The organism is Lutibacter profundi (genome assembly GCF_001543325.1).
Taxonomy (GTDB): domain Bacteria; phylum Bacteroidota; class Bacteroidia; order Flavobacteriales; family Flavobacteriaceae; genus Lutibacter; species Lutibacter profundi.
Genome location: NZ_CP013355.1, coordinates 2110504 through 2136019, shown reverse-complemented (window position 1 = coordinate 2136019; position 25516 = coordinate 2110504). Strand labels below are relative to the sequence as shown.

The 25516-nt window shown below is 29.5% G+C and carries 27 protein-coding genes and 2 pseudogenes; 18 read left to right on the top strand and 11 right to left on the bottom strand.

Going from position 1 to position 25516, the window contains the following annotated elements; genetic code table 11:
• Positions 1 to 4 precede the first annotated feature (4 nt).
• On the top strand, positions 5 to 667 hold the full coding sequence (locus Lupro_RS09455; protein ID WP_068209266.1) for a hypothetical protein: 663 nt from the start codon (positions 5 to 7) through the stop codon (positions 665 to 667).
• An 18-nt stretch (positions 668 to 685) separates the two neighbouring features.
• On the top strand, positions 686 to 1468 hold the full coding sequence (locus Lupro_RS09450) for an alpha/beta fold hydrolase (protein ID WP_068209263.1): 783 nt from the start codon (positions 686 to 688) through the stop codon (positions 1466 to 1468).
• Here Lupro_RS09450 and thiL read toward each other — a convergent pair whose 3' ends face one another.
• Entirely contained in the window at positions 1469 to 2518 is a 1050-nt protein-coding gene (gene thiL / locus Lupro_RS09445; RefSeq protein ID WP_068209261.1) for a thiamine-phosphate kinase, read from the bottom strand.
• Between the two features lie 130 nt (positions 2519 to 2648).
• Here thiL and Lupro_RS09440 point away from each other — a divergent pair, with 130 nt between their 5' ends.
• From Lupro_RS09440 to sufD, 4 genes are all read left to right on the top strand, one after another.
• Positions 2649 to 2978: a HesB/IscA family protein gene (locus Lupro_RS09440; RefSeq protein WP_068209258.1), complete on the top strand. Its 330-nt coding sequence runs from the start codon at positions 2649 to 2651 to the stop codon at positions 2976 to 2978.
• 23 nt (positions 2979 to 3001) lie between these two features.
• Positions 3002 to 4450, top strand: a complete 1449-nt coding sequence (gene sufB / locus Lupro_RS09435; RefSeq protein WP_068209255.1) for a Fe-S cluster assembly protein SufB — start codon at positions 3002 to 3004, stop codon at positions 4448 to 4450.
• Positions 4451 to 4534: 84 nt separating this feature from the next.
• Positions 4535 to 5272: a Fe-S cluster assembly ATPase SufC gene (gene sufC / locus Lupro_RS09430; RefSeq protein WP_068211561.1), complete on the top strand. Its 738-nt coding sequence runs from the start codon at positions 4535 to 4537 to the stop codon at positions 5270 to 5272.
• A gap of 7 nt (positions 5273 to 5279) precedes the next feature.
• A complete protein-coding gene (sufD, locus tag Lupro_RS09425; protein ID WP_068209251.1) occupies positions 5280 to 6602 on the top strand; it encodes a Fe-S cluster assembly protein SufD in 1323 nt (440 codons plus the stop codon).
• 9 nt (positions 6603 to 6611) lie between these two features.
• Here sufD and Lupro_RS09420 read toward each other — a convergent pair whose 3' ends face one another.
• The 10 genes and pseudogenes from Lupro_RS09420 to Lupro_RS09385 form a co-directional block, all read right to left on the bottom strand.
• Positions 6612 to 7697, bottom strand: a complete 1086-nt coding sequence (locus Lupro_RS09420) for an OmpA family protein (RefSeq protein WP_227807437.1) — start codon at positions 7695 to 7697, stop codon at positions 6612 to 6614.
• Between the two features lie 235 nt (positions 7698 to 7932).
• Positions 7933 to 8291: pseudogene (locus Lupro_RS13750) on the bottom strand (OmpA family protein); the annotation flags it as partial.
• 389 nt (positions 8292 to 8680) lie between these two features.
• Positions 8681 to 8749, bottom strand: a pseudogene (locus Lupro_RS13960) (transposase); the annotation flags it as partial.
• Between the two features lie 142 nt (positions 8750 to 8891).
• Positions 8892 to 10661, bottom strand: a complete 1770-nt coding sequence (locus tag Lupro_RS09410; protein ID WP_068209242.1) for a hypothetical protein — start codon at positions 10659 to 10661, stop codon at positions 8892 to 8894.
• A 48-nt stretch (positions 10662 to 10709) separates the two neighbouring features.
• Positions 10710 to 11348 carry an outer membrane beta-barrel protein gene (locus Lupro_RS09405; protein WP_068209239.1) on the bottom strand — a complete coding sequence of 213 codons (639 nt, stop codon included), beginning with the start codon at positions 11346 to 11348 and terminating at the stop codon, positions 10710 to 10712.
• 68 nt (positions 11349 to 11416) lie between these two features.
• On the bottom strand, positions 11417 to 11935 hold the full coding sequence (locus tag Lupro_RS09400; protein WP_068209236.1) for a T9SS type A sorting domain-containing protein: 519 nt from the start codon (positions 11933 to 11935) through the stop codon (positions 11417 to 11419).
• Positions 11936 to 12310: 375 nt separating this feature from the next.
• Entirely contained in the window at positions 12311 to 13243 is a 933-nt protein-coding gene (locus Lupro_RS09395) for a helix-turn-helix domain-containing protein (protein ID WP_068209233.1), read from the bottom strand.
• Between the two features lie 185 nt (positions 13244 to 13428).
• A complete protein-coding gene (locus tag Lupro_RS13955; protein WP_227807504.1) occupies positions 13429 to 13551 on the bottom strand; it encodes a LytTR family transcriptional regulator DNA-binding domain-containing protein in 123 nt (40 codons plus the stop codon).
• A 35-nt stretch (positions 13552 to 13586) separates the two neighbouring features.
• Entirely contained in the window at positions 13587 to 14096 is a 510-nt protein-coding gene (locus Lupro_RS09390) for a hypothetical protein (protein WP_068209230.1), read from the bottom strand.
• Positions 14097 to 14505: 409 nt separating this feature from the next.
• On the bottom strand, positions 14506 to 15855 hold the full coding sequence (locus Lupro_RS09385; RefSeq protein WP_068209227.1) for a serine hydrolase domain-containing protein: 1350 nt from the start codon (positions 15853 to 15855) through the stop codon (positions 14506 to 14508).
• A 103-nt stretch (positions 15856 to 15958) separates the two neighbouring features.
• Between Lupro_RS09385 and Lupro_RS09380 the strand changes: the two genes are divergently transcribed.
• From Lupro_RS09380 to Lupro_RS09325, 12 genes are all read left to right on the top strand, one after another.
• A complete protein-coding gene (locus Lupro_RS09380) occupies positions 15959 to 16576 on the top strand; it encodes a TetR/AcrR family transcriptional regulator (RefSeq protein ID WP_068209224.1) in 618 nt (205 codons plus the stop codon).
• A complete protein-coding gene (locus tag Lupro_RS09375) occupies positions 16577 to 17833 on the top strand; it encodes a TolC family protein (RefSeq protein ID WP_068209221.1) in 1257 nt (418 codons plus the stop codon).
• A gap of 10 nt (positions 17834 to 17843) precedes the next feature.
• Positions 17844 to 18743, top strand: a complete 900-nt coding sequence (locus tag Lupro_RS09370; RefSeq protein WP_068209218.1) for an HlyD family secretion protein — start codon at positions 17844 to 17846, stop codon at positions 18741 to 18743.
• 16 nt (positions 18744 to 18759) lie between these two features.
• Complete coding sequence (locus Lupro_RS09365; protein WP_068209215.1) at positions 18760 to 19227, top strand: hypothetical protein; 468 nt, start codon at positions 18760 to 18762, stop codon at positions 19225 to 19227.
• 30 nt (positions 19228 to 19257) lie between these two features.
• Positions 19258 to 20160 carry an ABC transporter ATP-binding protein gene (locus tag Lupro_RS09360; protein ID WP_068209212.1) on the top strand — a complete coding sequence of 301 codons (903 nt, stop codon included), beginning with the start codon at positions 19258 to 19260 and terminating at the stop codon, positions 20158 to 20160.
• Between the two features lie 136 nt (positions 20161 to 20296).
• On the top strand, positions 20297 to 21025 hold the full coding sequence (locus Lupro_RS09355; RefSeq protein ID WP_068209209.1) for an ABC transporter ATP-binding protein: 729 nt from the start codon (positions 20297 to 20299) through the stop codon (positions 21023 to 21025).
• 167 nt (positions 21026 to 21192) lie between these two features.
• Positions 21193 to 22299: an ABC transporter permease gene (locus Lupro_RS09350; protein ID WP_068211557.1), complete on the top strand. Its 1107-nt coding sequence runs from the start codon at positions 21193 to 21195 to the stop codon at positions 22297 to 22299.
• On the top strand, positions 22299 to 23420 hold the full coding sequence (locus Lupro_RS09345; RefSeq protein WP_068209206.1) for an ABC transporter permease: 1122 nt from the start codon (positions 22299 to 22301) through the stop codon (positions 23418 to 23420). The genes Lupro_RS09350 and Lupro_RS09345 overlap by 1 nt, the downstream gene beginning before the upstream one ends.
• A gap of 12 nt (positions 23421 to 23432) precedes the next feature.
• The gene (locus Lupro_RS09340; RefSeq protein WP_068209203.1) at positions 23433 to 23822 is read left to right on the top strand and encodes a hypothetical protein; all 390 of its coding nucleotides are present in this window, start codon (positions 23433 to 23435) and stop codon (positions 23820 to 23822) included.
• Positions 23810 to 24262: a DUF2141 domain-containing protein gene (locus Lupro_RS09335; RefSeq protein ID WP_068209199.1), complete on the top strand. Its 453-nt coding sequence runs from the start codon at positions 23810 to 23812 to the stop codon at positions 24260 to 24262. The genes Lupro_RS09340 and Lupro_RS09335 overlap by 13 nt, the downstream gene beginning before the upstream one ends.
• A 20-nt stretch (positions 24263 to 24282) precedes the next feature.
• Positions 24283 to 25188, top strand: a complete 906-nt coding sequence (locus Lupro_RS09330) for a hypothetical protein (protein ID WP_068209196.1) — start codon at positions 24283 to 24285, stop codon at positions 25186 to 25188.
• An 8-nt stretch (positions 25189 to 25196) separates the two neighbouring features.
• Positions 25197 to 25508: a hypothetical protein gene (locus Lupro_RS09325; protein ID WP_068209193.1), complete on the top strand. Its 312-nt coding sequence runs from the start codon at positions 25197 to 25199 to the stop codon at positions 25506 to 25508.
• The last annotated feature ends 8 nt before the right edge of the window (positions 25509 to 25516 follow it).

The window sequence follows — 25516 nt, the reverse complement described above, 5'->3', positions numbered from 1 at the left end:
CAAAATGAAAACTATAGCTACTTGTGTTGAAGAAATATTAATTTCTCAACCTTTTTTAGAAGATGCTTTAAATCGTAACATTTTAAATTACAGCGCATTATCAGAAGAACTTAAAGAACCTATCTCTAAAATGTTACGAAAACCTGTAAAATCGGGAGCCATAATGATGGCATTGAGAAGGTACAGTCCTCCAAAGGAAATGGCTAATAAAATTAAATTAAATAAAATACTACAAAATTTAGGAGATATTACAGTTCGCTCTAATCTTTCTGATTATACTTTTAGAAACTCCGCAACTTTAATACATAGCCACCTAAAAATGCTAGAAGTTATAAAAAAACACAATCATTTATTTTATACTTTTACCCGTGGTGTACATGAAAGTAATGTACTAATTACTACTTCTTTAAAAGAACAAATTGAAGAAAGTTATAAAAATGAAAATTGTACCACTTTTAAAGATCACTTATCTGCTATAACCATTGGTTTGCCAAAAGAAAATACAAAAATTGCAGGTTTATATTATCAGTTTTTTAAACGATTAGCCTGGGAAGGAATTGCCTTATACGAAGTAGTTTCAACAACTAACGAATTTACAATTTTAGTAGAAGATGAAGTAGTTGACAAGGCATTCTCAGCAATTAAAGGATTAAAAAATAGGCAATAATAAATGCTATTTTAATATATGTTTTTCCTTTATAAAAAAATCAATGTTCATTATACATCTTTAGGGAAAGGAAGGGTTGTTGTTTTATTACATGGTTTTTTAGAAAATAGTACTATGTGGACAGAAATTGCCAATAATCTTTCAAAACAATATAGAGTTATTTGTGTTGATTTACTTGGTCATGGTAAAACTGAAAACCGTGGTTATATTCATACCATGGAAGACCAAGCTAACATGGTAAAAGCGGTTTTAGCTCACCTACACCTCAGAAAATATATTTTAATTGGGCATAGTATGGGTGGTTATGTGTCTCTTGCTTTTACACATTTATATCCAAAAAGTGTAAAAGGACTTTGCCTAATGAATTCTTCTGCTTTACCAGATACTGAAGAGAAAAAAATAAATAGAGACAGAGCTATTAAAGCCGTTAAACAAAATCACAAAACCTTTGTAAAACTTGCAATTCCATTCCTTTTTTCGAATAAAAACAGCAAAATTTTTACTTCAGAAATACAACAAATAACCAAAGAGGCTTTAAAAATGTTACCTCAAGGAATTGTAGCTTCTTTAGAAGGGATGAAAATAAGAAGAGACTATACTTCAATTTATAAAATTAACACCTTTCCAATTCAACTAATTATTGGAAAACAAGATCCTGCACTAGAGTATGCAAGTTTAATTAAACAAACTAAAAATACTAAAGTAAACGTAGTTGAATTTCCTGATGGACATATGAGCTACATTGAAAATAAATTAGAGGTAACCAAAGCATTACAAAATTTTGTGAACTTGTGTTATTAATTAATCTCCTTTTAAAGCATTCCAACCTTGCGCCGTTAATTTTATTTTTTGATTGGCTCTAGTTACTAAATTTACACCCATATTCTCTTCAGTAATATGGCCAATAACTGTTAGGTGTGGATTTGCTTTTATTTTTAGGAAATCTTTTTGCGAAATAGTAAACAACAATTCATAATCTTCACCTCCACTTAATGCTATGGTTGTACTGTTTAAATCAAATTCTTCACAGGTTGAAATTACTTGAGGGTCTAAAGGAATTTTTTCTTCATACAAATCACATCCAACTTTAGATTGGGTACAAATGTGTAAAATTTCAGAAGAAAGTCCGTCAGAAATATCAATCATAGCCGTTGGTTTTACATCTAAATCTTTCAATAATTTTACAATATCTTTTCGAGCTTCAGGTTTTAATTGCCGTTCAATTAAATAGCTGTAATTTGTTAAATCTGGTTGTGAATTTGGATTTACCTCAAAAACTTGTTTTTCACGTTCTAAAACTTGCAAGCCTAAATATGCTGCTCCTAAATCACCTGTAACAACCAGTAAATCACTTTCTTTTGCCGTATTTCTGTACACTACATCTTCTTTTTTAACTTCTCCAATTGCTGTAATGCTAATTAACAAACCTTTGGTTGAAGATGTTGTGTCTCCTCCTACTAAATCTATTCCATATGATTTACAAGCTAAATGAATGCCTTCGTATAGTTCTTCTAAAGCTTCTAAAGAAAAACGATTTGAAACAGCAATTGATACCGTTATTTGAGTTGCATCACCATTCATTGCGTATACATCTGATAAATTTACCATTACCGCTTTATAACCCAAATGTTTTAAAGGCATATAACTCAAATCAAAGTGTACACCTTCAATCAACAAATCTGTAGTAACCAAAATTTGTTTCTTTGTTATATTTAAAACAGCTGCATCATCACCCACGCCTTTTATGGTAGATTTATGTTGAATTTTAAAGTTCTTTGTTAAGTGATTTATCAATCCGAATTCTCCTAATTCTGAGATGCTTGTAAGCGATTTGTTTTTATCTTCAATCATCTTGCAAAGATAAAAGTTTATAAGTAACATCTATAACACTATTCCATTTATTCATATCAAAAAGGTTTTTAAAACCATAATTTGTACTTATATTTGCACTTATTTAGAATTAATCTATATTAAGAATACTATGATAAAAGTTTCAGACATAGCAAAAAAGAAAGTATTAGAGCTTATGAATGATGATGGTTTTAATCCTGCTATAGATTTTGTTAGAGTTGGTGTTAAAAGTGGAGGATGTTCAGGGCTTTCATACGCGTTAACTTTTGATAAAGCTAAAAAAGAAGATGATAAGGTTTTTGAAGACAACTCTATAAAAATTATTGTTGATAAAAAAAGCTTTTTATATTTAATTGGTACTACTTTAGAATATTCTGGTGGGCTAAATGGAACTGGATTTGTGTTTAACAATCCTAATGCTCAAAGAACCTGCGGATGTGGTGAGAGTTTTTCATTATAATTTTTAATTCTTAAATTATTGAAATGAATAAATTTACTGAAGACGATTTAAAAAAAGACCTTGAGAACAAGGAATATGAATATGGTTTTTACACTGATATTGAAGCAGATAAATTTCCGGTAGGTTTAAATGAAGATGTTGTAATAGCAATTTCAAAAAAGAAAAATGAACCTAGTTGGATGACTGAATGGCGTTTAGACGCTTTTCGTATTTGGAAAGAAATGGAAGAGCCAGATTGGGCAAATGTAACTTATAAAAAACCTTCATTTCAAGATATTAGTTACTACTCAGCACCTATTCAAAAACCGAAATTAGACAGTTTAGATCAGGTTGATCCTGAATTATTAAAAACATTTGAGAAACTAGGAATTTCAATTGATGAGCAAAAACGCTTATCAAACGTAGCTGTTGATATTGTTATAGATTCTGTTTCTGTTGCTACCTCTTTTAAAAAAACACTGAATGAAAAGGGTATTATTTTTATGCCTATTTCTGAAGCAATTCAAGAACACCCTGAACTAGTAAAAAAATATTTAGGGACTATTGTTCCTAAAACTGATAACTTTTATGCAGCATTAAATTCAGCTGTATTTTCTGATGGCTCTTTTTGTTATATTCCAAAAGGTGTTACTTGCCCTATGGAATTATCGACCTATTTTAGAATTAATGAAGGTGGAACTGGTCAATTTGAACGTACATTATTAGTAGCAGATAAAGGAAGCTATGTTAGTTATTTGGAAGGTTGTACTGCGCCGGCACGTGATGAAAATCAATTGCATGCTGCTGTTGTTGAGTTAATTGCATTGGATGACGCAGAAATAAAATACTCAACTGTACAAAACTGGTACCCTGGAGATGCTGAAGGAAAAGGTGGTGTTTACAATTTTGTAACTAAACGTGGTTTATGTGAAAAAAATGCTAAAATTTCTTGGACACAAGTTGAAACTGGTAGTGCAATTACCTGGAAATATCCAAGCTGCATCTTAAAAGGTGATAATTCAGTAGGTGAGTTTTATTCTATTGCTGTTACCAACAATTATCAGCAGGCCGATACTGGTACAAAAATGATTCACTTAGGAAATAATACTAAAAGCACCATTATTTCAAAAGGAATTTCAGCAGGAAAATCACAAAACTCATATAGAGGATTAGTACAGGTTGGAGCAAGAGCTAACAATGCTAGGAATTTTTCACAATGTGATTCTTTACTCATGGGAGATTTATGTGGAGCACATACTTTCCCCTACATAGAGTGTAAAAATAACACAGCACAAATAGAACACGAGGCAACCACAAGTAAAATTGGAGAAGATCAATTATTTTATTGCAATCAACGAGGTATAAATACTGAAAAAGCTATTGCATTAATTGTGAATGGATTTGGTAAAGATGTGCTTAATAAATTACCTATGGAATTTGCTGTGGAAGCACAAAAATTATTAGAAATAAGTTTAGAAGGGTCTGTTGGTTAAAATTTAAAATTTAACCTATTTAATCGTTTATAAGTTTAATTGTGTAAAAATATTAAGCAAATACACAAATCAACAAAAATTAAAATGTTACAAATAAAAAATTTACACGCAGGTATTAATGACAAAGAGATTTTAAAAGGAATAAATCTTGAAATAAAAGCTGGGGAAGTTCATGCTATTATGGGGCCTAATGGTTCAGGAAAAAGCACACTATCAGCTGTAATCGCTGGAAAAGAAGAGTTTGAAGTAACAGAAGGTTCTGTTGTATTAGACAACCTAGACTTAGCTGATTTAGCGCCTGAAGAGAGAGCTCATAAAGGTATATTTTTATCATTTCAATATCCTGTTGAAATACCGGGAGTTACCGTTACCAACTTTATTAAAACCGCTGTTAATGAAACTCGAAAAGCAAATGGATTGGAAGAATTACCTGCAAAAAATATGCTGAAATTAATTCGTGAAAAAGCAGATTTGCTAGAATTAGATCGTAAATTCTTATCACGTTCTTTAAATGAAGGCTTTTCAGGTGGTGAAAAAAAACGTAATGAAATATTTCAAATGGCTATGTTAGAGCCAAAGTTGGCAATTTTAGATGAAACGGATTCTGGTTTAGATATTGATGCTTTAAAAGTGGTAGCAAATGGAGTAAATAAATTAAAGAACAAAGATAATGCTGTTTTACTAATAACACATTACCAACGATTACTTGATTATGTTGTTCCAGATTTTGTGCATGTTTTACACAATGGGAAAATAGTAAAGTCAGGAGGAAAAGAATTGGCTCTTGAATTAGAAAAAAAAGGATACGATTGGTTAAAATAATAGCACTATGGAGTTAAAAGAAAAATTAGTTTCTTCTTTTTTGGCCTTTGAAAATAAAGGAGGATTAGATTTAGATTCAAACGTACACACTATTCGGAAAGAAGCAATTCACAATTTTGAAGTTTTAGGGTTTCCTACAAAAAAAGATGAAGAATGGAAATATACAAATCTGAAATCATTGTTAAAAAATGATTTTAATCTTTTCCCTACAACTGAAAAATCTATTGGGTTTAAAAATGTAGAAGAATACTTAATTAATGAAATAGAATCTTACAAATTAATTTTTATTGATGGGGTGTTTAGCTCTTTTTTATCTACCACCACGCATGATGAATGCGATATTTGTGTTTTATCTTCAGCATTAACAAAACCCAAATATAAAATGGTAATTGATAATTATTTTAATACCATTGCTAAAAATAATAATAGCTTATCTGAATTAAATACCGCATTTACAAAAGAAGGTGCTTTTATTAATATTCCTAAAAATACTATTGTTCCAAAACCAATTCAAATTATAAATTTTTCAACAGGAAGTGAAAAGGAAGTGATTCTTCAACCAAGAAATTTAATTATTGTAGGTGAAAACTCTCATGTTCAAATTATTGAACGTCATCAAAATTTATCAAAAAACACAACATTAACTAATGTTGTTACTGAAATTTTTACTCATAAAAGAGCCATTGTAGATTATTATAAAATTCAGAATGACACCTCAAATTCTTCTTTATTTGATCATACTTTTATTTCTCAAAAACGGCAAAGTATTGCCACAATTAATACATACTCTTTTGGTGGAAAATTAATACGGAATAATTTAGAATTTCAACACGAGGGTGAATATATAACTTCTAACCTAAACGGAATCTCAATTTTAAATAACAAGCAACATGTTGATAATCACACATTGGTAAACCATAAATATCCAAACTGTGAGAGTCATGAATTGTACAAAGGTATTTATGCCGATAAATCTACTGGTGTTTTCAATGGAAAAGTACTTGTACAACAAGCCGCACAAAAAACGAATGCATTTCAACAAAACAACAATATATTAGTTGATAATGGCGCAACAATTAATGCTAAACCTCAGTTAGAAATTTTTGCTGATGATGTAAAATGCTCACATGGTTGTACTATTGGGCAATTAGATGAAAGTGCTTTATTTTACTTGCAATCTAGAGGAATTCCTAAAAAAGAGGCAAAAGCATTGTTATTATTTGCTTTTGGAAATGATGTGGTAGAAAAAATTAAGATACCACAATTAAAATCTAGAATTACCAAATTAATTGCCAAAAATTTAGGAGTTAACCTAGGGTTTGAATTGTAAAGAATACATTTATAGTTGTTTTAGAACCTCAGGATTTAAAACAATAAATTCTGTTCTTCTATTTAATTGATGTTCTGTTTCGCTACATTTAACGCCATTTGAACACTTATTTACTAATTTTGTTTCACCAAATCCTTTTCCCATTATTCTAGTTGAATCAATACCTTTATTTATAATCCAATCAATAGATGCTTTAGCTCTATTTTCTGATAATTCCATATTATAAGTATCTGAAGCTCTTGAATCTGTATGTGATTGTAACTCAATAATTATTTTAGGGTATTTATTCATAATTTTTAATACTTTTCCCAATTCAGTTATAGCATCTTCTCTAATATTGTATTTGTCTCTATCAAAATATATTGGATTTGTATTTATAATTAACTTTCCATTGATATTTTTAAACTCCATTGAAAAATCAATTTTTCTATATTCTTGATTGTCTAAATCAATATGGTCAATAAAACTATTTAAGCATTCTACAAACAAGGGTGTTGCAATAGGGTAATCGTCATCTAAATCAAAATCTTTTAAATAACCATCATTTGCGTAATTATCAAATTCAACTATAGAAATATTATCAAACTCAAACATTACTCTACTAGTAGAACCTTCATTTTCATCAGCTGTTCCAACAGCATTTAAATCTGGGGGATTATTGTCTATTTTTAAATTTGTGGGATTTGCTGTGCCAACAAAACGAACATTAGCACTACAATTTGTAGCCAATGCTTCATTGTTTGGTCCATCTATATCATTTATAACGAATCTAAAATCATTTGGAGGAATTAAACTCCTCTTATCTGACTGTAAGAATGAAAAACGAATTTTACTTAAATTGCCTGGGATTCCAGCTATTTTTGAAATTGCAGTATACCTAATATTATCTCCACTTTGAGTAAAAACACCACTTTGAGGGCCTGCTATTCTTTGAGCTCTAATATATGCTAAAGTAGGAATTGTAGGTGAAGTTGCTTTAAACATCGTATCATCCGTTTCATTTCCAGAAAAAACACCTGTTACAGTAACCAATTCATAATTTTGAGCAATAACATTTCCTCCAAATAAAAAGAATAATACTGATACGAAAAACAAAAAACAATATTTTACTTTATATCTATTTTTGAGATGAAAGATATACATATACTTTATATCTGTTTTTTATACAAAATTACATTAACAAACAATAATTCTTAGGTCTTCTTTATTTTACAAAAAATAATTTACAAATTTTTTATAAAACAATCTGAGTACAAGGTACTTAATATTATATTAATCAAAAAATGCCACTAAAAAGTAACATTTTTTATTCCTATTTTTAAAATACTAATTATTGTTTAATAGCTTCTGGATTTACAATAATAAATTCAGTCCTTCTATTTAACTGGTGTTCTGCCTCTGTGCAGCGTACGCCATTAGAGCATTTATTTACAAGTTTTGTTTCACCGTATCCTTTACCTGTAATTCTCGAAGGTTCAATCCCTTTTTCAACAATCCAATTTATAGTTGATTTAGCTCTTTTTTCTGATAGTTTATAATTGTAAGTGTCAGGCGCTCTACTATCTGTATGTGAACCTAAATCAATCTTAAGCTCTGGATATTTTGCATTATTTTTACCACTTTTTCAAGTTCTATTGCCGCATCATTTCTTATTTCTGACTTATCTAAATCAAAATAAATTGGCTTAATATTCACCATTAATTGCCCCCTAATTTTAACAAACTCGCTAGGAGCCAATGTTAATCCTAAAATTAACTCTAAACCCTTCTCATTTGATGATTTGAACTCTTCACTATCTTGATCGAAATTTTCTTTAGTTCCTACAATTTTATATGCTGTTTCACAATCAATCTTAAAACTAAAAGATGCATACTTATCTGTAATCATACTTTCAATCTTTTCACCATTTTTACTATAAAGAGATACTAAACTCCCTGGTAATAAGGCTTGTGAAAATTTTTCTCTAACAACTGGCTAGTTTTGTGAGCATACTCAATATGCATATGGTCTAAGCTTATCACACCTTTTAGAATTTCAACTCTTTCTACTTCACAAATTTGTATTAATAATTCTATACATCAAAATTGAATATCACCTTTCAAAACTTGATAGCGATATTTCACAACCCAAATTAAGTGATATATTAATAATGTTAAAGTATAAAAGCCTTTCCAATATTCTTAATTAATTCATCAATTTATAGATTTTTTCGTAATATTAAAGTTTTGCACTCAAAATACAGGAGGGTTTTACTACCAAAACTAAGGCCAACAAAATTATTAAAACAAGTTACTGTCCTAAATAAATATAGGTATTCACACTTAGCGTTGTTGGTGTAATATCCATAGCTTGTTGTGTAACACCTCCATTAATAGATACTGTTGTTAGAGTATGTGTATGAGTTCCTGAAGCAGCTGTATACTCTCCAGCTCCAGCTCCATCAGTATTTGAAAGCACATAATCACTATTACCTCCTGCAGATGAAAGGTTATCACTTGTATTTCCATAAATATAATGGCTATGATTTCCTGCGGAATTTGTTGTACCTGAAAGGGTAACATTAGGGAGGTTATTTTGAGCAATGGTTTTAGAATTACTACCACTTACACTTCCTAAAGTACTACCGTTTTGGCTTAAATAGGCATTTGTTGCATTTGGCAAGTTTCCAAATAAACCAAGATTTGCTGCTTCAGTTTGCTGTGTGCTAGTTAAACTAGAAATAGCTGCACCATCTAGCTTTACCCAGCCACTAGGCATAGATAAAGCAATAGTTTGCTTTATTTCACCAATTGTAGCGGTATTAGCAGCAATAGCAGTATTTTGAGTTATTTGTTCTGTTTGCAGTGTCGAAATTGCAGTGGCATTAACACCTTCTGCTGTTGTTGCTCTCAATACTTCTGCTGCTAAATCTGTAGTTAGTGTTGCATCTGCTAATTCACTTGCTGTTTGATTTGCATCTACATCTGATTGGATTACACCTTCTGCTGTTGTTGCTCTCAATACTTCTGCTGCTAAATCTGTAGTTAGTGTTGCATCTGCTAATTCACTTGCTGTTTGATTTGCATCTACATCTGATTGAATTACGCCTTCCGCTGTTGTTGCTCTTAACACTTCTGCTGCTAAATCTGTAGTTAGTGTTGCATCTGCTAATTCACTTGCTGTTTGATTTGCATCTACATCTGATTGAATTACGCCTTCCGCTGTTGTTGCTCTTAACACTTCTGCTGCTAAATCTGTAGTTAGTGTTGCATCTGCTAATTCACTTGCTGTTTGATTTGCATCTACATCTGATTGAATTACGCCTTCCGCTGTTGTTGCTCTTAACACTTCTGCTGCTAAATCTGTAGTTAGTGTTGCATCTGCTAATTCACTTGCTGTTTGATTTGCATCTACATCTGATTGAATTACGCCTTCCGCTGTTGTTGCTCTTAACACTTCTGCTGCTAAATCTGTAGTTAGTGTTGCATCTGCTAATTCACTTGCTGTTTGATTTGCATCTACATCTGATTGGATTACGCCTTCCGCTGTTGTTGCCCTTAATACTTCTGCTGCTAAATCTGTAGTGTTAAGCTCTTCTGCTCCAGTCGCTCTTATTATTTCGTTAATTATTGCCTCTGTATTGGTTTCAATTGCAATTGATACTTGTTCTGTTGGAGGTTGTGGCATATAAGTAAGGTTTTGCTCACTTAAAAGTGAATAATTACTACCTCCTGAAAAATCAATAGCAACTTTTAATTTCTTGGATGTTCCATCCCAAACTATTTCTGAGAAATTAGTACTACTCGTAGGATTCCCTGTTCCTATTAATAAGTTTAGCATCCCATACTTATCTGTACTTGTAGTATGACTTTCTTGGTACTCTTCATTTCCTGAAGCATCTATAATGGTAAATTGGATTCCAACGGTAGTGTTGGATAATATATTACCTTGTACATTTACCCCTGGTATTTCCTGTGCTTCTGGGTTTAAAATAACAGCTTGATAACTAATTCCTTTAGTTTGTGAAACCCCTTGAAATATGGTAAGCATGAATATTAATAATAGTACTGATTTTTTCATAATTGGTTGTTGTTTTTTTAATGTATTTTTTAATTGAACTGTTGCTAGTTATTTTTTGGATATGTTAATCAATAAACCAAAGCTTATATTATCACTCACATATCTTAATTCTTCCTGATCATTAGTAACTGCCGTTCCCTCTTTTAATTTTAAACTTTTTCCGCGCATATATTGTACGTAGAAACCTAAATTTTCGGATATAGGGTGTAAAAAACCAAACCCTGCTCTAAAATCAAATACAGTTTTATCAAAATCATCCTGACTCTTCAAATCAATTACCTTATAGTTAATAGTTTGTGTTCCTTGAACAAAAAATGCCATAGAAGCTGTTCCTTTTATATAAAACTGAGCCTTCTTAATTTTAAACAATTTATAGTCTAACCCTATATTAAACTCTAAATAATTAACATCCCACTCCATATAATTACCAACCGCATCATCACTCCCAATGGCTCCATAGCCAGCGTAACTTGTTCCTAAAGATATATTTAGGTTTTTTATAAAAAGTTGATCTCTGTATCCTACAGTCATAAAGCTGTGTGGTGTTGCCTGTAAATTGTCAATACGATCTCCTTGTGAGTTTTTATAGTCAAAAGATGCTAGCGTTTTTCCACCTTCAATGTAAATTTGTTGTGCAAATGCGCTTGTTGCTACTAGTACTAATAGTAATAAAGTAATTTTTTTCATCGGTAAATAATTGAGTTAGTGTTTGGTTGTAATTTTTATATATATTTTTAGTATCCTTTAACTGAGGTTTACTTTTTTATAATATTTTTAACGAATTGCTTATTATTGGCGGTTACTTTTAGAATATAATCGGCCACTGAGAGGTTGTGAAATTGCACTTTTAAATTTTGTTCTGCGGTATAACTATTTAAAAACACTAACCTTCCTAGCATATCAAAAACAGCAACTTCAACTTTCCCTTCAATTTTTTCTACAAATGCTAGAGTAACACTTTCTACAAACGGATTTGGATAAAAGCTAGCTTCTAAATCTAAAGAAATGTTATTGTTAATAATTTTAGAAAGTATATGAGGTTGTATAAATCCCTGACGTACGACATATTTAGTAGTATTAAAAGTACCTATTACACTAGCCTGTCCTACACTTTGTTGAACGATAAATATTTTATTATTTTGAGTACTAGTTACTGATGAACCCGAAACTCCTGTGATGGAACGCACCAAATAATCGCTCTGTGTACTTTGGGCTATCGTAAATTGAAATGTAACTATAAAGAGTAGTATACTAAAAAGTAATCTTTGTTGCATATTGCATTGATTTAAAAAGATATAAATTAATACTTACTCACTTAAACGGTAAACTATGATACATAAAATAAGCATTATTACAAATAAACAGCAAACCTAATACTAAATTTATTTTGATAGTAACACAAAAATTAGAATAACTAACACTTTTTACCGAAAGACTACTTAATGAACTACCCCCTAGGCAGAGCCTCAAGGAATTCTTTAGATTAAATATTTTTTTATAGAATTAACTAATTCTTATATGTTTGTGCAGGCTAATTTTCACACTTAAGTATCCAAATATTTCATATATTAAAAAGGACAGATACCTAAACCTAAATTATTCAATATTTTTTAATATTGGAAAATTAGAAAACAATATTCCTTTAAATTTTATATGACATGCATAACAGGTATATAATTGTTTATCTTTCGGTAATTACTAGGTGTAATATCTGTTTTTAATTTAAAAAAGCGCGAGAAATAATGTGGGTAATTAAAACCTAATGAATAGGCGATTTCACTTACTGACTTATTACTACCTAATAGCATTTCTTTGGCTTTTCTTAGTACTAGATTATTGATGTGTGTTTTGGCTGGAATTCCAGTTACTCTTAGAACCAAATCACTAAAATAGTTAGGGGATAGATTAACTTTTTCTGCAAAATAATAAATATCTGGAATTCCGTTTTTAGATAATAACTTTTCATCTAGAAAGGTCTTTAAAATAATCTCAAACCTAGCTACAATATCTTGATTATCAATGCTTCTCCCAATAAATTGCCGTTCATAAAAACGAAGCGAATAGTTAAGAAGTAATTCTAAATTTGAAATAATGATGCTTTGGCTTTGGCAATCAACCTTTTGAATATATTCTTCTCGAATGTTTGAAATTACAAAATTGAGTGAATTTATTTCTGATTTGGAAAGATGTAGTGCCTCATTAGCTTGGTATTCGAAGAAATTATACTGACTTATCTTTTTCTCTAAAAATGATTTTTTGAAAAAATCTGGATGAATAAAAAGTAGCCATCCTTCTCCTTCATTTTTAGTCAAGGGTTTTGTAGCAGAAAAAGCCTGATGAGGTGCTGTAAAAAGTAACACTCCATTTGAAAAATCGTAACTACTCCTACCATATTCGAGACCACAATGCTCATCTTTTAAAGCAATACAATACATGTGTGTTACAATTTTTACACCTACCATTTCTTGTGGTATTTCTAAATCGGAAACATTAATTACCGTAATTAGATGATGCTCTGGTTTATCTAAATTTAACATCTCATGTATCTGTTCAATAGAATTTACTTTGATAATTGTATCCATATATAAAATTGAATTTTTTAATTTACGAAAATACCTCGCTTGGTTATTTATACCAATTCTAACTGTTTTTTTTCTTGAATTGCATAGTTAATTTCACCAAATGCATTCTTTCTTTTAAGGTATTTATAGTTTACTCTTGATATGGGTATTATTTCTACCTTGTTATTGTTTAATTTTAAAGTTGCTTATTGCGAATTACCTTCTATTTTAATTACTTTATTTAAATTCACAATAAAAGATCTATGACATTTAAATAAATTACTATGTTGTTTCAACTTATCACTAATATTATTAAAGCTATTTCGTATTATTTTAACTTCAACTTCTCCATCATTTTTAGAAACTAAAAAAAATTAATATAGTGTCCTATTGTTTGTATGTATAAAATATTACTAACTTTAGTTTTAATAAATTCATTTTTATTTTTCCCATAGAAAATAAGTGAAGGTTGCTCAACAATTTCTAGTTCTTTCGTTAATAAATCTAACGTTAGATTCTTTGAAAATTTAAGATAATCCATAAACTTTGCAAAAAAATAAAAAAACATACCAATAAAAAAAACATACAAAAAACCAATAATTAAAAAATTATCTACATCAACTGTAATTTCCGAAATGTATACAAAATGTAATGCGTAATAGACATAACACATAAAAATTATTGCCGTAAAACTTAGCACCTTTAAATACCTAATAATATCTTTTTTATAAGTCCATTTTTTTAAATCAATATTATTTGTATTTATAAAATAAACCCAAGAAAAAAAACTAAAAATAAAGGCCGAAATAAATGACACTTCTATTGTTGATATTACAGAAAGATTTTGAATTACATAAGGCTTTAAAATAAACACAAAGAGAAATATAAAAACAAACTCAAACAATACAGCAATCGTAATGTCTTTTTTATTGTTACTTATTGGGCTAATAAAATTAAAATAATATTTAACCTTATTTATTTGGTATAGATTCAACGGATTGTATTTTTTACTTAAAACATATATACATTAACCTAGAAACTGAAGGGGGTAATTTCTAGTTAATTATACTTGAGGGAATGCTAAAATATATATTTATCATCAAATAATAAATCTATATTTTAACATAGTTTTAAATATTTGTGTAAGTTTTTGAATATCACCACATTAAATTATTGTTTTTTACAATATTGATTTTATTCTTTCATACGTGCGTAAAATTATGTATTTAATTTTACGCAACCTATTCAAAGGATGTTAAGTGTAAACATCTAAAAAAGAAATATTAGTTACTTTTAATAGAAGCCAAAATATCCTTTAAAAAAGTATCAAAATCAAATTCAGGAGCTTCTGTTAAGCCCATTCTAACAATAACCAAATCGTTGGATGGAATAATAAAAACATGTTGACCTTGATACCCATTACACGAAAATAAATCTTTGGGTGCATTTGGGTAAACTCCTCCTGCATTTAACCAAAAGTGAGCGCCATATTGGCCATTTGAACCGTTTGTAGGTGTTGCCGTGTAGTTTACCCAAGATTCATTGAGAATTTGTTCTCCGTTCCAATTGCCTTTGTGCAGGTATAACAATCCAAATTTTACCCAATCTCTTGGTGTTGCCCAACCATATGATGACCCTACATAATTACCTGCTAAATCGGTTTCAATTAGCATAGAATGCATTCCAATTTTATCAATTAGCGCTGTATACCAAAAATCTAAATATTCTTGATGTGTTTTAAACTGATTACGAATAAAACCCGACAATAAATTGGTAGTTCCTGATGAATAATTCCAACTATTGTTTGGCTCTCCAACTAATGGCTTATGCAATTGCATTCTAGACATGTCTTTATCTAAAAACAACATTTTTGTAACATCAGATATATTATTATAATCTTCATCCCATTCTAAACCGCTGTTCATGTGCAATAAATTATTCAACGTTATTTTTGAGCGTTTATCTTGCTCCCATTCTGAGAATAAATTTGTTTGATCTACTGATATTTTACCTTGTTTTTCTAATACTCCTAGTACTGCGCTAGTAATACTTTTGGTCATAGACCAGCCTAAAATTGGTGTGTTTTTATCAAAACCTTCGCTATATTTTTCTGCAATAATTTGATCTTTATAAATAACTAAGACTGCTCTTGTTTTTTTTATGTATTCACCGCTCTTATCAAAAGCACCTTTAACTGCTTTGTCTAAACTTCTATAATTAACCGTAGAAAAAATAGTGTCTTTTTGAGGATTATCTCCATAAGGATACGGCAAATTTTTAAACTTAAAATCCCGCTTTGGAATCTCATATTTTAAACTGTCTTTTACGCCATCAATCATTAAAACGGCTCCTAAACCTTCTCTAAAAACAGCCGTTCTTTTTTTTAAGCCAAAAACGGTTGCTGTCACAGATTTTTCTAGGCTATTAACAGTGGTTTTTGCTAACTTAATTGGCGAAAAGTTATTATCTTCATTTTCTGCAGAAACTGGAGTTCTATGTGCTAAAAAAATTACAGAAGCTTCATTTTTAGATGCATAACCTGTTATAATATCTAATTTATTGTAATAGGTATAAGCAACATAACCAATAGCTAGCAACCCTATTAATAGCAAGCCTTTAAGAATTTTTTTCATTGTAGTTTATTTTGTAACAGAAAGCAAAAGTAACAATTATTTTGTCAGTTCAAAAAAAGATATTACTTTTGTTAACCGTTTGGTTAAACTATTTAGTTGATATATGACAAATAAGGTAAAAAATAACACTACAGAGGTTGAAATTTTAAATGCTGCAAAACGTGTTTTTCAGCATAAAGGTATGGAAGGTGCTCGTATGCAGGAAATTGCTGATGAGGCAGGAATAAACAAAGCAATGCTACATTATTATTACCGCAGTAAGCAATTGCTTTTTGAGGCTGTTTTTAAAAAAGCATTTTCTATGCTTGCTCCCCAATTGAATGAGATTATAAATTCTGATTTGTCAATTTGTGAAAAAATTAGAAGCTTTAGTAATAACTATATTTCATTTGTAATTAAGCACCCATATCTGCCAAATTTTATTATTCAAGAATTAAATAGAAGTCCAGAATTTATACAAAAACTCCTAGCGGAAAAACATTTTCCAAATATTGAAAAATTTAAGAAACAAGTGAATGATAAAGTTGCCGAAGGTATTATTAGACCCATTAAAGCTGAGCAATTATTTATTAATATTTTGGCTCTAAATATATTCCCTTTTATAGGGGCTCCACTATTAAAAGGCTTTATAAATGTAGATGATAAAGCCTATAAAAAACTAATGACAGAACGTAAAACAGAAGTAGCAGACTTTATTATAAATTCAATAAAAATTACATAAATGAAAAAATTAAGCACATTTATAATTCTATGTATAACTCTCAATTCTTTTGGCCAAGAAAAACTGAGTTTAAACGAGTGTTATTCTTTAGTAAATAAAAATTACCCTCTTGCAAAACAATATGAAATGTTTGCAAGACAAAACACGTTAGACAAAGAAATTATTAAAACTGGGAAATTGCCTAAATTAGATTTTGATGCACAAGCTACTTATCAATCTGACGTTATAGAATTACCAATAGCCATCCCTGGTGTTACAATAGCTTCTCCTAACAAAGATCAATACAAAGCAACCATCTCTGTGAATCAATTGGTGTATGATGGTGGACTTATTAATGCTTCAACAAAAGTGAAAGAAGTTGCATTAAAAGCACAGCAAAAAAATATTGAAGTTAATTTATACCAACTTAAAAAAGAAGTAAATCAACTCTATTTCTCTATCATTTTATTACAAGAAAAAAGGGCTTTGCTAAATGCTAAAAAAAAGCAACTCGTATCAAAATTAAAAGAAGTGAAAGCCGGTATAAAATTTGGTGTTTTACTACCAACATCCGATAAAGTTTTAGAAGCCGAGCTGCTAAAAATTGAACAACAATATACAGAAATTGACCAAAATAAAATTAGTTTGATAAAAACACTCTCTTCTTTAATTGATGAAGATATTTCTCTAAATGTATCTCTTGAAAATCCTACAATTTTACCAAGTGTTGATACTGAAATTAAAAGACCAGAATTGGATTTGTTTCAATTACAAAAAGAGCAAATTAACGCTTCTGAACAACTTATAGCAAAGAAAAATGCTCCAAAATTAATGGGGTTTGCTACAGGGGGTTATGGAAATCCAGGTTTAAATATGTTAGATAATGCATTTCAAACCTATTATGTGGTAGGCCTAAAACTTAACTGGAATATTTTTGATTGGAGTGCTCGAAAAAAAGAGCAAAAATCTTTAAAAATAACTAAAGAAATTATAAACAATCAGCAAGAAATATTTACACTAAACACCAATATTGAATTAGACCAACAACAAACTGAAATAGCTAAAATTACCACGTTTATTGAGTCTGATAAAACCATTATTGAACTCAGAAAAAAAATATTAAAATCTGCCGAGTCTCAATTAAAAAATGGAGTTATCACATCTTCAGCTTATATTACTGAACTCACTAATTTATACGAAGCTGAAAATAATTTAAGCACACATAAAATTGAATTATTATTAGCAAAAACAAATTATAAAACAACTAAAGGAAACTAAATTCATACACATGAAAATTATTAAAACTATACTAGGGTCGTTGGTTATTGCAAGTACTTTAATTTCTTGCAATGACAGTAACAATAAAGCAGACGGTTACGGAAATTTTGAAGCCACAGAAACTGTAGTTTCAGCAGAAAGTAATGGGAAATTATTACTATTCTCTATTGAAGAAGGGCAAACAATTCAAAAAGGAACTGTTGTAGGTTTAATTGACACAATACAACTAGCATTAAAAAAAGAGCAGTTAGTAGCATCTAAACGAGGGATAAACTCAAAATCTAGAAATGTATTATCACAAATAAATGTCTTAGAAGCTCAACTTAAAACAGCTGAAATATCTAAAAATAGAATTGAAAATTTATTAAATAGCAATGCTGGAACACAAAAACAATTGGATGATATTAACGGACAAATTAATATTATCAACCAACAAATACAAAGTGTTAAAACTCAAAATGCACCTATTATAAATGAAATCAAAAGTATCAATGCTCAAGTTAAACAACTTGAAGATCAACTACAAAAAAGCGTTATTACAAATCCAGTAAACGGAACTGTATTAGTAAAATATGCCGAACCTTACGAAATAACATCTTTTGGAAAACCACTATATAAAATTGCTGATTTAAGCACTATGGAACTTCGAGTGTATGTGAGTGAAACTCAATTAGCTTCAATTAAAATTGGACAAAACGTAACTGTTAAAATTGATGCTGGTGAAACCATGAAAAATTACGATGGAATAATTACTTGGATAGCTTCTGAAGCTGAATTTACCCCTAAAATAATTCAAACTAAAGAAGAACGTGTAAACCTTGTTTATGCCGTAAAAGTAACTGTAAAAAATGACGGAAGTTTAAAAATTGGTATGCCCGCAGAAATGTGGATTACAACAAATAATCAATAACTAACAAACATATAACATGAAAAAAATTATCAAAACAACACTTGTTCTATTAATTACAATTACAACTATTTCTTGTGGAAACAAGTCTGAAAAAAAGGAAGCCGATTCTAAAAAAATAGAGCAAACTGAAGAACAGCAACACAGTAGTAGTGAAAATTCTATTCAACTAAACAATGGAAACCCTTGGATGGCAAATATAGAAACAACTCAAGGTATTGCTAACATGAAAAAACTGATGGATAATTTCTCTAAAAAAGAAAATTCGGAAGCTTATACCCAATTAAAAAGTAGTCTCGAAAAAGAATTTGGCACTATTATAACAGCGTGTACTATGGAAGGAGAATCGCATAATCAGCTACACAATTACCTTGTGCCAATGAAAGATTATTTTGAAGGATTGGCATCAAAAGATATTCTTAAATGTAAAAAAACGTATAACGAGTTAAACAAACATTTAGCTGAGTATTCAACGTATTTTAAATAAATGTAACCACCATCGTTAAGTTTTGATACAATGAGTATTTCTCTACAACATATTAGTAAATCTTTTAAAGGTGTAACCGCTGTAAAAGACATTTCTTTTGAAGTGAAAGAAGGTGAGTTATTTGGACTTATAGGTCCTGATGGCGCTGGAAAAACAACTATTTTTAGAATTTTAACAACACTTCTTATTGCTGATGAAGGTACAGCAACCGTTGCAAATTTTGATGTTATTAAAAAATATAAAAATATTAGAGACAATGTTGGCTATATGCCTGGAAGATTTTCATTATATCAAGATTTAACCGTTGAAGAAAACTTAGAGTTTTTTGCTACTATTTTTGGAACTACAATTGAAGAAAACTACGATTTAATTAAGGATATATACATTCAAATTGAACCTTTTAAAAACAGAAGAGCGGGCGATTTATCTGGAGGAATGAAGCAAAAATTAGCTTTGAGCTGTGCGCTAATTCACAAACCAAAAGTGTTGTTTTTAGATGAACCAACAACTGGTGTTGATCCTGTTTCACGTAAAGAATTTTGGGAAATGCTAAAACGTTTACAACAAAAAGGTATTACAATTTTAGTTTCAACACCTTACATGGATGAAGCCGCATTGTGTGATAGGATTGCACTGATTCAGGATGGGAAAATTTTACAAATTGATACTCCTGAAGAAATTGTAAAACACTATCCGAAAAATATTTTTAATGTAAAAACCGATAATATGTACAAACTGATAGAAAGCCTAAATAAATATCCGCATAATCATAGCGTATATCCTTTTGGTGAGTTTGTGCATTATACCGATGAACGTTCAAATTTCAATCCAAAAGATTTATACAACTATTTAGAAAATAAAGGTTTAAAAAATATTGTTATAAAGCCAACAGAAGCTACTATAGAAGATACATTTATGGAATTAGCTAGATAAAATAGGGGGTTAATTTAACCTCTACTTGGCAGCCAATTATTGGGCAAAGTTGAAATAAAGTAGGGTAATCATTTAAAATCAATATCATGAAATTCTGAAACAAATTTAGAAGGATGGATTTTATATCAAAGAAAAAATGAAAGAAAAAAATGTAATACAGGTTAAAGAGCTCACCAAAAAATTTGGTGACTTTACTGCAGTAGATAAAATTTCTTTTGAAGTAAAACAAGGTGAAATATTTGGTTTTTTAGGTGCAAACGGTGCTGGAAAAACAACAGCAATGAAAATGCTTATTGGTATTTCAAAACCAACATCAGGAGAAGCATCTGTAGCTAATTTTGACGTGTATACGCACCCTGAAGATATCAAAAAAAACATAGGGTATATGAGTCAAAAATTTGCATTGTATGACGATTTAACTGTAAAAGAAAATATTACTTTTTTTGGAGGAATATATGGATTGTCAAAAGTTAAAATTAAAGAGAAATCCAAAGCACTAATTGACGAACTAAACCTACAGAATGTTGCTAATGAACTAGTTGGGTCTTTACCTTTGGGGTGGAAACAAAAAATAGCGTTCTCTGTAGCACTACTTCACAATCCTAAAGTTATATTTTTAGATGAACCTACCGGAGGTGTTGACCCAATTACTCGACGTCAATTTTGGGAAATGATTTATAAAACAGCACACAATGGAACTACCGTTTTTGTAACTACACACTATATGGATGAGGCTGAATACTGCGATAGAGTTTCTATTATGGTTAATGGCAAAATTGAAGCATTGGATACTCCAAAAAAATTAAAAGAACTGTTTAAAGTAAAAAATATGAATGATGTATTTTTAAAATTAGCTAGAGGATAATTGATATTGTAAAATTAAAAAAATAGTCGCTGAGCGAAGTCGAAATGAAAATTAAAAATGAATACTAAAATCTCATTGCAAACGTAACAAAGTGAAGTGTGGCAATCTCTAGCTTAAAAATGAGATTACCTCGTCATTTCATTCCTAGTGATGACAACAAAAAAAATATGAAACGATTTATAGGATTTATAAAAAAAGAATTTTATCACATTTTTAGAGATAAGCGTTCATTATTTATTCTTTTTGGAATGCCCATTGCACAAGTAATGCTTTTTGGTTTTGCCATTACGAATGAAATTAACAATGTAAATATTGCCATTTTAGACAAATCAAAGGGTGCTACAACTCAAGAAATTATTAATAAAATAAGTGCTTCAAAATACTTTAGCAATCAACAATTTATATCCAATGAAGCTGAAATTGAATCGGTTTTTAAAAAGGGAAAAGTTAAAGCCGTATTAGTTTTCGAAAAAGATTTTAGTAAAAAACTAACCAAAAATAAGTTAGCAACGGTTCAAATAATTACAGATGCTACCGATCCAAACACAGCAAATACCGTTACTAATTATGTAAGTTCAATTCTTCAAAAATATCAGCAACAAATTAACAAAGAAATAAAAATACCCTATCAAATTGCCCCAGAATCTCGTATGGTGTATAATCCTGAATTAAAAAGTGTTTTTATGTTTGTTCCTGGAGTAATGACCATTATTTTGATGCTTGTTTCTGCAATGATGACTTCTATTTCAATAACCCGTGAAAAAGAAATGGGAACTATGGAAATTTTATTAGTTTCACCTATAAAACCATTTCAAGTAATTATTGGAAAAGTATTCCCGTATATATTTCTTTCTATTATTAATGCTATTGTTATTATTTTACTAAGTATTTTTATATTTAAAATGCCTATTGAAGGGAATTTATTTTTACTTGGATTTGAAAGTATTTTATTTATTATAAACGCACTATCACTTGGAATTTTAATTTCAACTATTTCTGATACGCAACAAACTGCAATGATGATTTCTTTAATGGGACTAATGCTTCCTGTAATCTTATTATCTGGCTTTATTTTCCCAATAACTAGCATGCCAGTTCCTTTACAAATTATAAGTCACATTATACCCGCAAAATGGTTTATTGTTATTTTAAAGGGAATTATGCTAAAAGGTGTTGGGTTAATACTTGTTTGGAAAGAAACTTTAATTTTGGTTGCAATGACTGTGTTTTTTATTGTTTTGAGTATTAAAAAGTATAAAATTAGACTAGAATAATGAAGATAATACTGTATATCATTCAAAAAGAATTTAAGCAAATCTTTAGAAATAAAGCAATGCTTCCCTTAATTTTTGTATTGCCTTTAATACAATTAATTATTCTTTCAAATGCAGCAACATTTGAAATAAAAAATATTAAATTTTCATTTGTTGATTATGATCACTCTTCGTTTTCGAGGGAACTTATTGATAAATTTAAAGCCTCAACATATTTTAATATTGTTGATAGCTTCTCTTCTGAAAAAATTGCATCTTCAGAAATGCTAAAGGGAAATGTAGATGTTATTTTAGAAATTCCTCAATACTTTGAACGAGATTTGTTAAAAGACAAAAAAACAAGTTTAGCTGTAATTATTAATGCTATTGATGGTGCCGCTGCTGGAGTTGAAAATGTATATATAAATCAGATTATTCAAAATTTTAATAAAAACGTTTCTGCAAATTTATTACAACCTAATAATAAACAGTATTTGCCTAAAAGTATTGTAAGCATTCCTTCATTTTGGTACAACAAAACACTTAACTATAAAACGTTTATGGTGCCAGGTATTTTAGTTTTATTAGTTACTATGATTACGCTTTTTTTATCGGGAATGAATATTGTTCGAGAAAAAGAAATTGGAACTTTAGAACAAATTAATGTAACCCCTGTTAAAAAATATCAATTTATTATTGGAAAATTATTTCCGTTTTGGGTATTAGGATTACTACTTTTAACCATAGGTTTAATTATTGCTAAATTATTATTTAATATCCCTATTGTAGGTAGCATTCTATTGCTTTACACTTATACTTCTGTATATATCTTAGTAATTTTAGGTATTGGTTTATTTATATCCAATTTTACAGATACTCAACAACAAGCCATGTTTATTGCTTGGTTTTTTGTCGTCATATTTATTTTAATGAGTGGATTATTCACTCCTATAGAAAGTATGCCTCAATGGGCACAATATTTAACTGAATTTAACCCTATAAAATATTTTGTGGAAATCATACGAATGGTAATGCTCAAGGGATCCTCATTTACAGATATTGCTCCTTTATTTATAAAAACAATTGTCTACGCAATTATTATGAATGGATTGGCCGTTTGGAGTTATAAAAAAACAACTTAAAAAATTACACAAATGAAAAAAACACTAAAATACCTTATAGCAATTGCTCTAACAGCTTTTGCATTATTAACACTCTTTTTAAGTAGTTCTATTATTTTTGATTGGTTTGGGATTAGAGCCAAAGAAGGAAATTATGTATTAATGGTGGTTTGGGCAAATTTTATTAGCAGCATTCTTTATTTGTTTGCTGCATATGGATTTATAACTATTAAAAACTGGACAGTTAAACTACTAGGTATTTCTCTGACTTTGCTTGTTGTGGCAGCTATTGGGTTTATTATTCACATAAACACTGGTGGATTGTACGAAACTAAAACAATTGGAGCACTAATTTTTAGATTTACTATAACTCTTGTTTTTACCTTTTTTGCATACTTAACAACTATAAAATGGAACAAATAATTAAAAAAATAATGGTGTTGGTGGGGTTTTTATCGCTTACTTCATTTGGTGAAAAAAACACTATAAATACGTACTCGTTAACTATTAAAGTAAAACACTTAAGAAACACCATAGGAGTTGTTCAATTTGCTATTTATAATAAAGATGGTTCTATCCCCGATGAGAAATATAAAAGATACTATAAAAAGAAAGTTGTACCTATTACAAAAGATTCTTCAACAGTAGTTTTTACTAATTTACCCGAGGGGAAATACGCTATTAACATACTCCATGATGAAAATGAAAACGGCAAAATTGATAAGGAATTTATACTTCCAAAGGAAGGTATTGGTTTTTCAAATTACAAATCTATTGGTATAAGAAATAGACCTAAATTCTCAAAAGCAAGTTTTTTATTAAATAGCGATACCGTAAAAGAAATTAAAGTCATTTATTTCTAACACCTAAACCCTCATAAACTATGAATAAGTATTATTACAATTTACTATTAATATTCCTTATTTTCACTAACATTACTTATTCGCAACATCTAAAAGGAGATACCCTAAATTTAGGATTAGATCTCACAAAAATAGCTTTGGTAAACCAAAGTGATAGTTATGTAACATTTCCTTCTGATATTGGAAACATAGCACCGCTAATGTTTGAAGCTAATATTAGTCCTAGTTTTATAATTAGGGAACGAAAAGACGCTAGGTTAATGGGGGTTTTAACTTCACAAATTATTATAAGAATGTACAATGAAAATTCTTACCCTGTAAGAACACCAAGTTACATCCCTCAAATTACATTTTATTATTTAGTAGGTGATAAAACATTGGCAAATCACACCACTCTTTTTGGAAGAATTGCACACCACTCTAACGGTCAAAATAATGATTTTTACAATGAAGATGGCACCATTAACTTATTATCTGGAAATTTTGCGACCAATTATTTTGAGCTTGGTTTTATTCAAACCTCTTTTAGTGAGGCTCACAATGCTATTAAATTTTTTAAAAGCTCTATTGAAATGCACCCAAAAAGTTGGATGCTAAGTGAATTACACGGAAAATATAGTGGGTTTAGATGGCACAATACATTTTCTGCATTTAAACTCCCTATATCTGATTTAAAATCAGATAAAAGGCCTAATATTTCTCTAAAAGTAGAAACTACTTGGATGTTTGATGCTATTAACAATTGGGATACTTTTAATTTAGACAGGTTAAATGTTAGTCTAACTTTTTACTATCATCCAACGTTTTTAGAAGATATTGGATTCTTTGTTCAATTTTATCACGGTATGGATTATTACAATATTTATTTCCAAAACAAATTAGATGTAATACGTTTTGGATTAATGACTGAAATTTTAAGGTTTTAAAAAAAAATGTGAATAATAACGTTATAAATATTAAAAAAGCTTCTGGTGAACTTGAGCCTTTTTCTTTTCAAAAACTAAGAGAATCTTTACAAACAAACGGTGCTTCTATAAAAGAAATAGATAACGTTATTAATTGTCTAAAAACAAAGTTATACAACGGAATTACTACAAAAGAAATTTATAGTAATGCTTTTCCTATTCTAAAAAAACACAACAGGCTTCATGCTTCAAAATTTAATTTAAAAAAAACACTTTTTAACTTGGGACCAACGGGTTATCCGTTTGAAAGACTTATTGGAGCTTTAACAAAAATATTTTAAATATACAC